The 12544-nt window shown below is 38.2% G+C and carries 14 protein-coding genes, 2 tRNA genes and 1 pseudogene; 9 read left to right on the top strand and 8 right to left on the bottom strand.

The features are described 5' to 3' along the window. The first annotated feature begins 120 nt into the window (after nucleotides 1-120). Nucleotides 121-486 carry a DUF3718 domain-containing protein gene (locus tag ACJJVX_RS12920; protein ID WP_405631771.1) on the top strand — a complete coding sequence of 122 codons (366 nt, stop codon included), beginning with the start codon at nucleotides 121-123 and terminating at the stop codon, nucleotides 484-486. A gap of 77 nt (nucleotides 487-563) precedes the next feature. Here ACJJVX_RS12920 and ACJJVX_RS12915 read toward each other — a convergent pair whose 3' ends face one another. Further along, nucleotides 564-1259: a hypothetical protein gene (locus tag ACJJVX_RS12915; protein WP_054453431.1), complete on the bottom strand. Its 696-nt coding sequence runs from the start codon at nucleotides 1257-1259 to the stop codon at nucleotides 564-566. A 130-nt stretch (nucleotides 1260-1389) separates the two neighbouring features. On the opposite strand from ACJJVX_RS12915, the gene ACJJVX_RS12910 reads away from it, so the two are divergent. Together ACJJVX_RS12910 and ACJJVX_RS12905 are read left to right on the top strand one after the other, a co-directional pair. Continuing rightward, complete coding sequence (locus ACJJVX_RS12910; protein WP_054453429.1) at nucleotides 1390-2250, top strand: fructosamine kinase family protein; 861 nt, start codon at nucleotides 1390-1392, stop codon at nucleotides 2248-2250. 187 nt (nucleotides 2251-2437) lie between these two features. After that, the gene (locus ACJJVX_RS12905; RefSeq protein WP_054203596.1) at nucleotides 2438-2641 is read left to right on the top strand and encodes a CPXCG motif-containing cysteine-rich protein; all 204 of its coding nucleotides are present in this window, start codon (nucleotides 2438-2440) and stop codon (nucleotides 2639-2641) included. On the opposite strand, the gene ACJJVX_RS12900 is transcribed toward ACJJVX_RS12905, so the two are convergent. Further along, nucleotides 2638-3264 carry a riboflavin synthase gene (locus ACJJVX_RS12900; protein WP_054203595.1) on the bottom strand — a complete coding sequence of 209 codons (627 nt, stop codon included), beginning with the start codon at nucleotides 3262-3264 and terminating at the stop codon, nucleotides 2638-2640. The genes ACJJVX_RS12905 and ACJJVX_RS12900 overlap by 4 nt on opposite strands. 164 nt (nucleotides 3265-3428) lie before the next feature. Here ACJJVX_RS12900 and ACJJVX_RS12895 point away from each other — a divergent pair, with 164 nt between their 5' ends. The 6 genes from ACJJVX_RS12895 (at nucleotide 3429) to tnpB (ending at nucleotide 7259) form a co-directional block, all read left to right on the top strand. Further along, entirely contained in the window at nucleotides 3429-4784 is a 1356-nt protein-coding gene (locus ACJJVX_RS12895) for an MATE family efflux transporter (RefSeq protein WP_405631769.1), read from the top strand. Next, nucleotides 4762-5832: a DUF3080 family protein gene (locus ACJJVX_RS12890; RefSeq protein WP_405631767.1), complete on the top strand. Its 1071-nt coding sequence runs from the start codon at nucleotides 4762-4764 to the stop codon at nucleotides 5830-5832. The genes ACJJVX_RS12895 and ACJJVX_RS12890 overlap by 23 nt, the downstream gene beginning before the upstream one ends. A gap of 111 nt (nucleotides 5833-5943) precedes the next feature. Next, nucleotides 5944-6020 (top strand) — tRNA-Val (locus tag ACJJVX_RS12885). A gap of 239 nt (nucleotides 6021-6259) precedes the next feature. Further along, nucleotides 6260-6336 (top strand) — tRNA-Val (locus ACJJVX_RS12880). A gap of 261 nt (nucleotides 6337-6597) precedes the next feature. Further along, nucleotides 6598-6897, top strand: coding sequence for an IS66 family insertion sequence element accessory protein TnpA (gene tnpA / locus ACJJVX_RS12875; RefSeq protein WP_405631764.1), 300 nt, complete (start codon nucleotides 6598-6600; stop codon nucleotides 6895-6897). Then, entirely contained in the window at nucleotides 6894-7259 is a 366-nt protein-coding gene (gene tnpB / locus ACJJVX_RS12870; protein WP_405631762.1) for an IS66 family insertion sequence element accessory protein TnpB, read from the top strand. The genes tnpA and tnpB overlap by 4 nt, the downstream gene beginning before the upstream one ends. Before the next feature lie 418 nt (nucleotides 7260-7677). On the opposite strand, the gene ACJJVX_RS12865 is transcribed toward tnpB, so the two are convergent. The 6 genes and pseudogenes from ACJJVX_RS12865 to ACJJVX_RS12840 all read right to left on the bottom strand — a co-directional run bounded on the left by ACJJVX_RS12865 (nucleotide 7678) and on the right by ACJJVX_RS12840 (nucleotide 12533). After that, on the bottom strand, nucleotides 7678-8145 hold the full coding sequence (locus tag ACJJVX_RS12865; protein ID WP_405631760.1) for a hypothetical protein: 468 nt from the start codon (nucleotides 8143-8145) through the stop codon (nucleotides 7678-7680). Nucleotides 8146-8492: 347 nt separating this feature from the next. After that, nucleotides 8493-9617, bottom strand: a pseudogene (locus ACJJVX_RS12860) (IS91 family transposase). Nucleotide 9618: 1 nt separating this feature from the next. After that, nucleotides 9619-10458, bottom strand: coding sequence for a tyrosine-type recombinase/integrase (locus ACJJVX_RS12855; protein WP_405631757.1), 840 nt, complete (start codon nucleotides 10456-10458; stop codon nucleotides 9619-9621). A 187-nt stretch (nucleotides 10459-10645) separates the two neighbouring features. Continuing rightward, nucleotides 10646-11431 carry a GIY-YIG nuclease family protein gene (locus ACJJVX_RS12850; protein ID WP_405631754.1) on the bottom strand — a complete coding sequence of 262 codons (786 nt, stop codon included), beginning with the start codon at nucleotides 11429-11431 and terminating at the stop codon, nucleotides 10646-10648. Nucleotides 11432-11911: 480 nt separating this feature from the next. Beyond that, a complete protein-coding gene (locus tag ACJJVX_RS12845; protein ID WP_054206280.1) occupies nucleotides 11912-12130 on the bottom strand; it encodes a DUF6500 family protein in 219 nt (72 codons plus the stop codon). A 112-nt stretch (nucleotides 12131-12242) separates the two neighbouring features. Then, nucleotides 12243-12533, bottom strand: a complete 291-nt coding sequence (locus tag ACJJVX_RS12840) for a putative quinol monooxygenase (RefSeq protein WP_170174198.1) — start codon at nucleotides 12531-12533, stop codon at nucleotides 12243-12245. Between the last annotated feature and the right edge of the window lie 11 nt (nucleotides 12534-12544).

Here is a 12544-nt window from a genome sequence, read left to right as displayed (position 1 = left end):
ACACACATCCACATACCGTGTTACATTTTGTCGATTTTCATTTACAGCATTATTAAAGAATTTAGCCAATAATGAACTCGTCAACAAGATAACTTATATCAAAAACACTGGAGAATGATGATGAATACTTTAACAACCACATTATGTACTACATTACTTTTAGGCACAGCAGCACTTACATCAACTAACACAGAGGCTGCGCAATTTGTTGCAGCGGATAACAGCCCTGGTACACAAATTTGTATGTCTGTAGCGTCAAATAAACCAATAAAGCTCTCAATGGCGATGAGAGAGTTACGCGTAAGTAAAAAAGTAGCCACTGATAAACTAAGCTGTAACAACATGAGCATGGAAAATTTTGCAGGTACTTATGGCTTTAATAGAACAGCAAAACTCTTAAATTTAAAAGCTGAAACAAATACATCAATACAAGATTTAGCTAAACTAGATCAACAAACAATTATGGTTGTTGCAGGTTCAAAATAATATGCGTTACTTTATTTAAGCAGGCGAGTTGTTGGCCTGCTTAAAAATTTGCATATGTTTAATACGTTTAAATTACATTAAAGTAGAGCGGCAATTAAACCAAACATTCCACCAAATACTCCCCCCCACACGACCAACCAACCTAAATGTTCACGGATCATGGTTTGAATAATATCTTTAACCATTTTTGGCGTTAGTTCATCTAAGCGATCATCGACCAAGCCAGAGACCGTTGAATATAGCGAGTCACTCGCTATACCTGATTGCGTCAATTTTTTATTTACCAACGCTTTAAAATCATCAGTTTCGCTCATACTTAATAATGAACCGCGCATTTTATCAATAAATGCTTCGCGCATAGGCTCTACCGCAGCACTGCCACCAAACATTGCTAACATACTGCCAAACTGAGATTGCTCAATTACTTCTAGTAAGCTGTCAAACGCAGGGTTTAAATCAACCTCGTTGATGACAGGTTGAAGATCAACATTGATATTTTTATTACCCAACAATTGGGCTATCTTTTGCTCTGAAAAAAACTCGGTCAAAATAAGATTTTTTATCGCAACCTTAAAGCCCGCAAATTTTAATTGAATAACGCCTGAGCCATATAAAAAAGGGACTTTTTCAAACAACATATGCACAGCGAGTAAATTAGTTACAGCCCCCGATAAAGCAAACAAGCCTATAGACAACACAATTGCTTGATCATAAAAATAACCAATAACCACTAAAACACTCGCAATCACATTAGTGATAAGGCTTTTGTTCATCATTTTTTCCTCTTAGTAGTACTTAACAATATACGTATATTTATTAAATACGAATTTTACTCTCAAGAGATTGTTTATTTAACTACTTTTTGCCATAGTTTAAACATATGTATAAAAGGTGAGCAATCTCATGTGGAATACGGTTAACGAACAAATCAGCCAAGCCATGCATTTTGACTTTAAGCACACCAACAAGCGTCAACTTCAAAGCACTAGCAGCGATATGCTATTTAAAATAAGCGATGGCACACACTCATTTCTTGTTAAAGTAGCCCATCGAAATAATTTAGAACGCTTTGAGAATGACGCTTACAATTTAAACTTGCTGACCAAAGAAAGTATGTTCATGGTACCAGACTGTATTACAACTGGGTCAAATATTGAATACTCCTTTATTGCCTTAGAATGGCTGACGCTTGATCAACAGCCTCACACTAACTGGCATATTATGGGACAACACTTAGCTCATTTACATTTAAAACATCAGCAAGCCATGTTTGGTTTTGATCATGACAATTTTATTGGTGCAACTGCTCAGCCTAATCGCTGGCATAAAAAGTGGGATGTATTTTTTGCTGAAGAACGTATTGGCTGGCAACTACAGCTTTTACATGAAAAAGGTATAGAGCTTGTTGACCACAATTATTTTGTAGGGTTAATCAAAAGTATGCTTCACAGCCACATCGTAAGTCCGTCACTATTGCACGGTGACTTTTGGCGAGGAAACCTAGGGTTTATCCATAGTATTCCCAGTGTATTTAACGCCAGCTGCTATTATGGTGACCGAGAAGTAGATATTGCGATGAGTGAACTGTTCGCGCCCCTTCCTGAAGCTTTTTACATCGCCTATAACAAACATTACCCATTGGCTTCTGGCTATGAGCAACGCAAGAAAATTTATCAACTTTACCCTATATTAAATCATGCGAATGTATTTGCGGGCCACTATCTCACTGAAGCAAAACAACAAATAGAACAATTAATGAAATAAATGCAATTATATGCTTTCGTTGATGTCATAAACCAGTAATACAGTCTATATTTAAGTTACTCTTTAATTAAACATACCAAGTAATGAAAGGCTTTATACCCAAACCACCCTAGGCCAAATATTAACATGCAACTTTAATCAACTTGGCTCTGGTAACTTATGTAAGCATTGCTAGGTTGAGGCATTTATGAAAAATCATCTATCACAACGGATCAGCTGCCCACATTGTGGCCACCATATTCACATAACACTTGACGCAAGTGATGGCGATCAAGATTACTTTGAAGACTGCACCGCCTGCTGTAACCCTATTCATTTTAATATGCATATTGATTACGCAATTAACAAAATAGAGCTACATATTGACAGTGATGACGAACAGATTTTTTAATGCTGATTAGCTAAATAGTTTTCAACGGTATTAATGATCGTAAACGTTTGTTGGTCAACTTCAATGTTTATCACGTCACCGCTTTTTGCATTGCCAAGGTTTGTGATTGAAAGCGTTTCAGGGATAAGGTGCAACCAAAACCCATCTTCATCGGTTTCCCCCACCGTTAAGCTAGCACCATTAATTGCAACAAACCCTTTGTAAAGTACGTATTTTTGCCACTTTTTAGGTAAAGTTAGATACATTTTACAATTATCTTGCGAGTGAATAATGTTACTTATATTAGCTGTGCAATGTATATGCCCAGAGACTATGTGACCGCCTAACTCAGTACCGAATGTCATTGAGCGTTCGTAATTAACTGTACTACCAATTTTTAGCTTACCTAAATTGGTCAGGTTCAGCGTCTCGTCAATCACATCAAAATAAACATGGGCAAGACTGCTATTATCTAATGAATAAAATTTAACGGCGGTTAAACAACAGCCATTAATTGCAATACTCGCCCCCAGTTCCAGTTTATCAATAAACTGTACCGGTATAGATAATACTAATCGTAACACACCATGTTCATGGTTATTTGATACTACCAATGCTTGAGTTTGCACTATGCCTGTAAACATAAATCTATTCACCTTTTCAAATCTGACCATTGTAATTTTCAGTGTTAAGTGTACCTGAACCAATATTTTTTTACTTTATTGAAAGTAGACTCATCGTTTATAATTTTTTATTCATTACGGATCGATTACACTAGTAGACCACTTTATCTTATTTTGCATGCAATATGACTTTTTGTAATTGGGAAGCTAAACGCCTTATATCTCTTGCGATCCCAGTATTTTTAGCACAAGTAACGCTCGTTTTAATGTCAGTGGTTGACACCATCATGGCAGGACAAGTTAGTCCAACTGATCTTGCTGCATTATCAATTGCAACCGGCATTTGGAATCCGGCCATGCTCGCGCTCCAGGGAATACTTTTAGCTCTAACAGGTATTGTTGCCCAGTTTAGTGGCGCCAATGATAAAAACGGTATTAGCCATTATTTTCAGCAAGGTTTATACCTTGCGGGTGTATTAAGCATAGTGGGTATCTCCATTGCTTATTTTGCCGATATTATTATCTTCAAACTTGATACAAGTGCAGCTATTGCTACCATGGCAAATGACTATATTCACTTTGTTAAGTGGGGAGTATTCGGTTTTTTATTTTTTAGTGTCTATCGTAATATTACCGAAGGAATGGGCATGACTAAGCCCGCTTTTTATATCAGCCTTATTGGCCTTGCGATCAACATACCTGCCAATTATATTTTTATTCATGGCAAGTTTGGCATGCCCGCTTTAGGTGGTGCTGGTTGCGGGATAGCCACGGCTCTCGTGTTTACGGCCATGGCCATTACACAAGTAATTTACTGCCAACTAAGTAAAAAAGTAGATGCTCAAACACTGCTTGCTAACTTTCAAAAACCACAACTCACTACCATGTGGACGATTACAAAGGTGGGAATTCCGATATCACTGGCTACTTTTTTTGAAGTTACTTTATTTGCCTGTATTCCATTATTTATAGCTCATTTAGGCGCTGTCGCCGTGGCGGGGCATCAAATTGCAGCAAGTGTAACAACACTCTTATTCATGATGCCCTTGAGTTTATCTATCGCTATCAGTATTCGCATTGGTAATTTATATGGGCAACATCATTATGAACAGCTCAAAAAAGCAATCTCCACAAGCTACATTTTAGCCGTGATGATTGCCATACTCCTTGCTACTCTTACATTTTTTGGCCGCGATATCATTAGCCACTTATACACAGATGATGCCCGTGTAATTGCATTAGCCACCTCAATCATGGTTTTAGCGTGTATATACCAGCTACCCGATGCGCTACAAGTAGCCGCCAATGGCATATTACGAGGCCTAAAACACACCACCCCTATCTCATACATTACATTTATTTCGTATTGGTTAGTTGGCTTTGCTCTAGGTTACGTTTTAGCACGCACAGATTTAATTGTGCCAGCTATGGGCCCACATGGTTTTTGGATTGGTATTATTGTAGGCTTAAGTGTTGCCGCCATTTTATTAATGCTAACCGTTGCGAATAGATTCAAACATGAGCCACTTAAAAACGCTTAAAACAGATAATCAGCACAGTAACCAAACTTGGCTGTTTGGTTACTTATTTACATTGTTAAGCTGCTTATTACTCAGTGCCTGCACAGATAATCCCAGCGATGTTTATCTACAATACCAACAACGCCTAGCCAATACATTAGAACAACCGCTAAGTCAGGCTCCCGAACTCAACAATATAGTGTTAACGCCTATTCATTATGAGCAAGAAGCGCTAACAACCCAGCAATTAAGTCTATTACAACTGGCACAGCTTTCTCATTGCAAACTAAATACCCTCATTGCTGAACGTAATAGTCAATTGGGTAAACTTGCAACGCCTGCCAGTCAATTAATCTATCAAATTCAATTTATTCAACTCGCACCCGCTTGTTTAGAGAAACTAGAACCTAGCTCAAAAAGTTATCTTGCAATCAAAGGAGAGTTAAATAATAAAAAGCAGCAGTTAGTAGTGCAGTTCAATCAATTGCTTTATAACGATCCAGAATTAAAACGGACATGGCAACTCACCAGTTATACATTAGATACTAACCTAGCTGGCCTTACCGAGACTGAAGCTGCACTAAATCAGTTAGCAACGTTGAAACAGCAAATTAAGCAACAGCAATATGCACAGATAGATACCCAAGCGCTCTACCCACTTTTGTCACAATTGCACCAATATAACTTTAATCAAGCCCTGATAAGCGCCGTACGTCAGCAAACACAGTTAAATAATAGTACCAGTGACTATTTGGCAAACGTTGATCTAACCATGCTATGTAATCCACTGAAGAATAAACGCCAAGCGCAGATCGTGAGTAACATATTCAAAAAATATTACTTAGCGCAATTACAACCTTACCAAGCACAACTATCAGGAGCGTTAGAGCGTTTAATGCCGCTATACCAAGCCCTTTGGCTAAACTCTACAAGCATGCAACCGCAAATAGCAGCCCTGTTAAGCCCAAGCCAGCCTAGTAATTTACTCATAGCATTTAAGGATTCAGCTAAAAGCCATGTATTTTGGTGGCAAAATTTTTATAAAACGTGTGAAATCAGCCCAATATGAGTAAAAAAACGGCAAACGAACTAAAAAACACGTTTCCCGCTTGATTCACTAAAGCACACGCTATATATTAGCGACCGTTGTTAAGCAATTAACACAACTTAAATTTATGATACGACCGTAGCTCAGTTGGTTAGAGCACTACCTTGACATGGTAGGGGTCGGTGGTTCGAATCCACTCGGTCGTACCAAATTTATGTGAATATAAAATAAAAGTACAATCGAAAGAAAAAGCACTCCCTACTCTTGATCACCCGGTCCAAGGGTCAGTAGCTCGAATTCACTCGGTCGTACCAAATTTATGTGAATATAAAATAAAAGTACAATCGAAAGAAAAAGCACTACCTACTCTTGAACACCCAGTCCAAGGGTCAGTAGCTAGAATTCACTCGGTCGTACCAAATTTACGTAAAGCAATTCAAAAAATTGTACGACTGTAGCTCAGTTGGTTAGAGCACTACCTTGACATGGTAGGGGTCGGTGGTTCGAATCCACTCAGTCGTACCAATTCTAAATATTAAAACTCTAAAAAGAAAAAGCACTCCCTACTCTTGAACACCCGGTCCAAGTGTCGGTGGTTCGAATCCACTCGGTCGTACCAATTCTAAATATTAAAACTCTAAAAAGAAAAAGCACTCCCTACTATTGAGCACCGGTCCAAGAGTCGGTGGTTCGAATCCACTCAGTCGTAAGCGTCTAGCAAAGTGCACCTGCCAGTAATTCGTCAAACCGATTAAGCTATTTCTGAATTTCAATTAGGAGATAGCCATGAGAAAAACACGTAGCCTTGAGCAGTGGCGTAACATTATCGAAGAACAACAAGCCAGCGATTTAACTATTACTGAGTTTTGCCAGCAACATGCTTTATCAAAAACAAGCTTTTATGCGGCACGAAGTAAGCTTAATACTGAATCCAGTCGTTTTGTTCAAGCAAAAGTCACTAAACACGTCGCCCCCACCGAACAGCAACAGCTGATTATGGTTACTATCGGCAGCGTGAAAATTAGCTTCCCACCCACAATGCCTGTCGCTTATTTGAGTCAATTGTTGCGTGAGCTTGCCTTATGAAAATGTTTGTTGAACCCGCGCGTATTTACTTGCATCGTGACGCCGTGGATTTTCGAAAGTCCATTGATGGTCTGGTCGCACTCGTTGAAAGCGAGCTTGAACGTGATGCTTACACTGGCGCATTATTTTTGTTCTGCAATAAATCGAAAGATAAACTCAAGCTGGTTTACTGGGATAAAACGGGGTTTGCTTTGTGGTACAAGCGCTTAGAAAAACAAAAGTTCAAATGGCCAAGTAAAGTCAGTTTGCAAGAATTTGAACTCAGTCCTGGGCAATTGGATTGGTTGTTGTCGGGATATGATGTGCTTGGTCATGAAGAATTGCAGTATCAATTAATCCATGCGCATAACCGAGTAAAATAATCTTTAACATCACCGTGGGCGGATACGCTGCCGCGCCTGTTTTGTCGTTGTTATACCACGCGTCAAAGCCCGACAAGTCGAGTTTATTTTCGACAATATAACAAAGCGCATACTCAAATGTGCCTGGCAGGATTTGCTCAGAAAAATTGATAGGAATGAATTTATTTTGGCAGGATAAGTCAGGCTCGTAGTTGGCCATAACGGTTTACCGTGGGTGAATAATATCTATTAGATCACAGTAACCCAGTGGATTCAAGGTTAAAAAGCAATCAAGTCAAATGTGTAGAATCAGTTCCTAAAAAGAGTAATTCTACAGCCACAACGCCTCACTAAGAGGCAAAAAATTGTTGGTTAAAATAAGCGACGCAGGAGCAAAAACCAACTGTTTTTTGTCCTTTTAAGTGACTTGTTATATGTATTATTCACCGCGCCAAATAAATTCTGCTTCTTGAGTTATTTTATTAAATTCCCTTTCGTCAATATCACCCTCAGCAAAGCGTTTTTCTGCATCAAGCATTTTGAGATGATACTCATATTCGGTTGCAGCTAGAACATACCCTAATTCTCTTTCAGTTATTTGACCACTTTTAAAATGGCTCATCGCCAATTTTTTATTCCATGGTGTACCTTCTGGAGACTTAGGTAGTGTGTAATCTCTATCTAAGGGTAAGACACCAGAAATTTTATAACCCTTATCAATTAAATCCTTAGCGCACTGATAAAGCATATAGTCTATAGAATCTTCCAATCCATAAAAATGTAAGTAATATCCTGCCATACACTCACCAACTTCTTTACCTGAATCATCAACAATATGTATAACTCGGTTGGAACAACCAACAATAGAGGACAATAGAAGAAGACTAATTATTATTTTTCGATACATTGCAGAACCTAATTTACATATAACGTCTTAGTATTTATACGTTACGTTGTTTGTATCGTATAAATACCTTGTTGAACGAAGCATACTCCTCACTCAACATTTTTATTGGTATGCTTAATGCTATAGGAATTCTCTTTTTTAGGGAAGTTGTTGATTGCAGTTTTATTGGACACCTATTTACCACTAGACGTGTTAATTACTGTTTATTTATTTCATTTTTACGCTTTTTTATATCGTTTCTTGCCTGCTGTTATCTTTTTTGCTTATTTTAGGCAGCACCAAATCTAAGCTGATCCTCTGTTACACCAACTTAGTTAACAAGTTATTTTTAACGGTTCGACTTACTATTAACCACTATTCATTATGATGCTTCCCGTCGCTAGGCCGTCTATTTTTGCATCCTTTATACAGAGGCTTTTCAGTATCAGCCGCCCTTGCTTACATGATGGACACGGCCAATTAACGCTAACCGGCACTGGTGTCTCTGACTTTCCTTGATTTCCAGCCTCATACTTACCTATTTGTGCGCTGATAATATCCCGCTTTTTGGCTCTACACGCACTGGCTAAAAAACCGTAGTGTCGTATTCGCATAAATCCACTTGGGAGCACATGCAGTAAATAGCGCCTGATAAATTCTATGCCCGTTAATGTCATTCGCTTTATTTTGCTGTCTCGGTAGTCTTTATAGCTAAACGTGACACTTTCTTTTGTTACCTGTTTGAGTCGTCCTTCATGCAACATGCCTTTACGTGTGTAGCGCCCAAGGTATTTCAACACCGTTTTCGGCTCGGTCAAATTCACCTTGCTGTGAACGCACCATGACTTTTTCATGAGCAATTCGCTTTGAGGTATCGTTAGTTTATGTGCCCTAATGGCTGCTAGCATTTTTGCTCTAAACACGGTTGCTAAGGCTTTTACTGCAAATAAATACGGCTTTTAAACACCGCGCCACTCACCTGACGATGTTAATACGCCACCTGGAATTAAACAGTGCAAATGAATATGTTGAGCAAGGCTTTGCCCCCATGTATGTAACACCGCAGTCATTCCTAACGTGCCTTGTAACTGTTTTTTACGCTGCGCAAACTGACTGAGGGTTTGCCATACAGCATGAAATAAACAGCTGTAAATCTCACGCGGATATTGCCTTGCTAATCCATTTAGTTCATGAGGGAGTGTAAATACCAGATGAAAATAAGGCGCATTGATAACATCTTTACTTTGTTGTTCACTCCATTGCTCGCTAACATGCCCTTGGCACTGCGGACAGTGTCTATCTCTACATGCGCAGTACACTGTTTTATTATGCTCGCAGCGATCACACTGCCATTGCTGAGTACCTAACTTAACTGTTCGACAGTCCTGTATGTGCTGACACACTCGCTGTTGTTGATAGGTTAATGCATGGACTTTTTTATAGTTACTGAGATGTTGCGCTAAGATATCTGCAACATGATGCGTCGTTGCCATCTTAGTCCTCCTCCCACGCAGCTATAAAATCATGGCTACTATGTGCCATCTCTGGCAACCAGTGTAAATAACGCTCTGTCGTACGAATACTCGTATGTCCCAACTGCTTTTGTAACTGGTGAAGCGACATACCTGCTTCAATTTGATGTGTAGCATAAGCGTGACGCAAACTATGCGCGGATACATTTTTTGCAATCTCAGCCCGCGCTACCGCACGTTTTAATCCACGACTAAACGTTTTTGCATCTATCGCTTTTTCTTTATCCCAATTAGTGCAAAACAGTATACTGCCAAGGGAAAAGCCTGCTATATAAGCGTTTAATCGCCTTGCTGCGCTTTTAGGTAATATGACACGACGGTCTTTATTCCCTTTTCCTGCTCTAACCCATAGGCAGTCTTGGCTAAATTCAATATCAACAACCCGTAAATTCAGTAATTCACTTATTCTGAGTCCACAGCCATAACAAATACAAAGCATGACTTTTTGTTGTGCAGATACCGTATTTAAAAACAGGCGATGAACCTCATCCCGTGTTAGCAGTATCGGTATTTTGTGTGCTTTTTTAGGCAATACAATATCAATGCTGAATGAGCGCTGTAGTACATATTTATATAAAAAATTAACGGCATTGAGTTTTACTGCAATCGTTGCACGCGACAAGTGCTGTGTTAGGTTTACATACCTAAAATACGCCTCAAGCTCTTCCTTATTAATTAAGTCAGGCGATTTATCGTAGTAATTAGCTAACTGAGCGAGTGCATTTATATAAGATTCTTCGGTACGTGGTGAGTAGCCTCTTAAACGGATCTCGTCTATGACGCGTTGTCTTAATGGGGTCATTGGTTTTCTCCGGTAAATGGGGGAAGTCCCAATGACAAGTGTGGCAATTATGCTGAAGGTTGCTAGCTCCGCGTAGCGGCTTTGTTCAACGCCTAATTAACAGGCAAAAAATTGTTGGCTAAAATAGCGACGAAGGAGCAAAAGCCAACTGTTTTTTGTCCTTGTTTAATTTCTTGTTAGGCTTTGTTTAATCTTCAGCCACAACTCTTAATGGTTTTGGTTTTAACTCATACGCCTTTAATAACAATTTTGCCTGCTTGTCATCAATATATATTGATGTCCTATTTATTAAAACGTGCTTTGTATGGGATGCAGAACGCATCAATAACAGCTTAAATGCCTCTTCTCGGAAGTCTTTCGTTAGAAATGGTTGGGTACTAACTTTCATAAAAGCTTTGGCCATATGCTCCCATATTTCTATTTCTCTATCTGGGTTGTGATCTCTAGAGAAGTTTTCTAGAGCCTTTGATTCTTCATTCGGAAACACTTCACAAAAAACATCATTTATTGTGATTACTCTTTGCTTTTGTTTTTCAGTTAATATGCTTGTGTTAATAGGTGATTGACTAATATTAGAAATATCCATTACCACAGAATGGCTAGAATATTCTTCTTCAGTATTTTCAATAGTTGTTTCTAAATCAGATTTTTCATCAATAAATACAGAAATATTATCTGAACCAAAAAGGTTTAAGCAAACTGATAAAACAGTTTTTTTGGCGACTTGAACCGGAAGATGAAAAAACTCACGTCGCTTGTTCTTTCTATATGATGCTAGTACTTGATGTATATATTTCTCTGCTTTAACACAATCAGGGACACCACAGAAATATGCCACCTCAAAATGTTCAGGTACTCCAGTAGCTCCCCAATAGATTTGTTTAGCTCTTATGACAGGAGTTGCTTTGGTTCTTCCTATTTTAACCACATATGGTTCATATGATGGATTCCTCAATACATAAACAAATTCCATTTCCTGAATCCTTAACCGTACCTATTAAAAAGCCTAACAATTTTGTCTATGACATTTGTCGTTTTATAAACCGACAAATGTCCATATATTACAATGCATTTATCTTAGCCCTCAAATAAACACATGTAAACAATTAGTTAACTTCACCTCATATTTTAGAAATGCAGAAATACACCAAAATGGTAGAGATCAGTAATATTGGACAAAAATAAAACACTGTCTACATATACAGCATTTCACTTTAGAGATTCACACTCTCAAATCACCTTTCATTGACGATTAAAATACTGTAAAAATCCTTTGGCTTGAAAAAGTGGTTTTAAGTTAGGCTTACTGTAGTGACGTAAAGTAGCGTGACTTTAGGTGTTACTTTAGAGTGTTACTTTCAAAACTGCTCAGCTTTAGCGTTACATAAAATTGCTGCGACATAACGTGCTTTTAGTAACACCGCTAATAAGAATAAATGAATAGCAGATATTGCTATAGGCCTTCTACTATCATTTCTTTGATTTTTTGGGCTTTTACAAAGTGGTCTAATTGATGGGTTTGTATCCACCACGTTGCAGCTTCCATTAGCGACTGCGGATCATCATTTTTATTTGCAAAAAAAGCATAAAATGACAACCCTACATTGGGCCCTTTTTGTGCGATTTTTTTATTACATACAGTTATGATTTTTTCTCTAAGTTGCGCATTCATTGTATTCGGGGCCTCTTACTTTAATAAAATGCATTACCGTTTTTTAACTTTAAGCAACTGTAATGCATATGACTAACAAGTATGTAGTTATAGTTTAAAGTAGTTAAATAAACTAAACAGCTGCTTTTTCAAAATATTTTATACTCGGCGCTGATGCTAAAAATGATGCAAGTTCAGCAAGCACTCCATTATTATCGATATGCTCAATATAGGCACGGTGGTGTTTAACACTAAGCCACTGCTCTTCTATCAACATTTCTGAGTTTGGTTTATCAAAATAAATCGTTACATCTAAACAGCCGTTAAATGCCCTTACTGCGGGTAAGTGTTTTTCTAAAAATGGCAGTAATAATTCGAGTTGCCCTGATTTTACACAACAATTAAGCGTTACTCTTATACTCATGCCTTTCTCCT

The sequence above is a fragment of the Pseudoalteromonas sp. Ld20 genome (assembly GCF_045064175.1).
Lineage (GTDB): Bacteria > Pseudomonadota > Gammaproteobacteria > Enterobacterales > Alteromonadaceae > Pseudoalteromonas > Pseudoalteromonas neustonica.
This window is presented reverse-complemented; position numbering and strand designations above follow the sequence as displayed.

What these genes read in the sequence shown, in the direction of transcription:
- ACJJVX_RS12905 (WP_054203596.1), top strand. Translation starts at nt 2,438, where the DNA reads ATGAAAAATCATCTATCACAACGGATCAGCTGCCCACATTGTGGCCAC.
- ACJJVX_RS12915 (WP_054453431.1), bottom strand. Translation starts at nt 1,259, where the DNA reads ATGAACAAAAGCCTTATCACTAATGTGATTGCGAGTGTTTTAGTGGTT.
- ACJJVX_RS12900 (WP_054203595.1), bottom strand. Translation starts at nt 3,264, where the DNA reads ATGTTTACAGGCATAGTGCAAACTCAAGCATTGGTAGTATCAAATAAC.
- ACJJVX_RS12845 (WP_054206280.1), bottom strand. Translation starts at nt 12,130, where the DNA reads ATGAATGCGCAACTTAGAGAAAAAATCATAACTGTATGTAATAAAAAA.
- ACJJVX_RS12855 (WP_405631757.1), bottom strand. Translation starts at nt 10,458, where the DNA reads ATGACCCCATTAAGACAACGCGTCATAGACGAGATCCGTTTAAGAGGC.
- ACJJVX_RS12865 (WP_405631760.1), bottom strand. Translation starts at nt 8,145, where the DNA reads ATGTATCGAAAAATAATAATTAGTCTTCTTCTATTGTCCTCTATTGTT.
- ACJJVX_RS12840 (WP_170174198.1), bottom strand. Translation starts at nt 12,533, where the DNA reads ATGAGTATAAGAGTAACGCTTAATTGTTGTGTAAAATCAGGGCAACTC.
- ACJJVX_RS12850 (WP_405631754.1), bottom strand. Translation starts at nt 11,431, where the DNA reads ATGGAATTTGTTTATGTATTGAGGAATCCATCATATGAACCATATGTG.
- tnpA (WP_405631764.1), top strand. Translation starts at nt 6,598, where the DNA reads ATGAGAAAAACACGTAGCCTTGAGCAGTGGCGTAACATTATCGAAGAA.
- ACJJVX_RS12895 (WP_405631769.1), top strand. Translation starts at nt 3,429, where the DNA reads ATGACTTTTTGTAATTGGGAAGCTAAACGCCTTATATCTCTTGCGATC.
- ACJJVX_RS12920 (WP_405631771.1), top strand. Translation starts at nt 121, where the DNA reads ATGAATACTTTAACAACCACATTATGTACTACATTACTTTTAGGCACA.
- tnpB (WP_405631762.1), top strand. Translation starts at nt 6,894, where the DNA reads ATGAAAATGTTTGTTGAACCCGCGCGTATTTACTTGCATCGTGACGCC.
- ACJJVX_RS12910 (WP_054453429.1), top strand. Translation starts at nt 1,390, where the DNA reads ATGTGGAATACGGTTAACGAACAAATCAGCCAAGCCATGCATTTTGAC.
- ACJJVX_RS12890 (WP_405631767.1), top strand. Translation starts at nt 4,762, where the DNA reads ATGAGCCACTTAAAAACGCTTAAAACAGATAATCAGCACAGTAACCAA.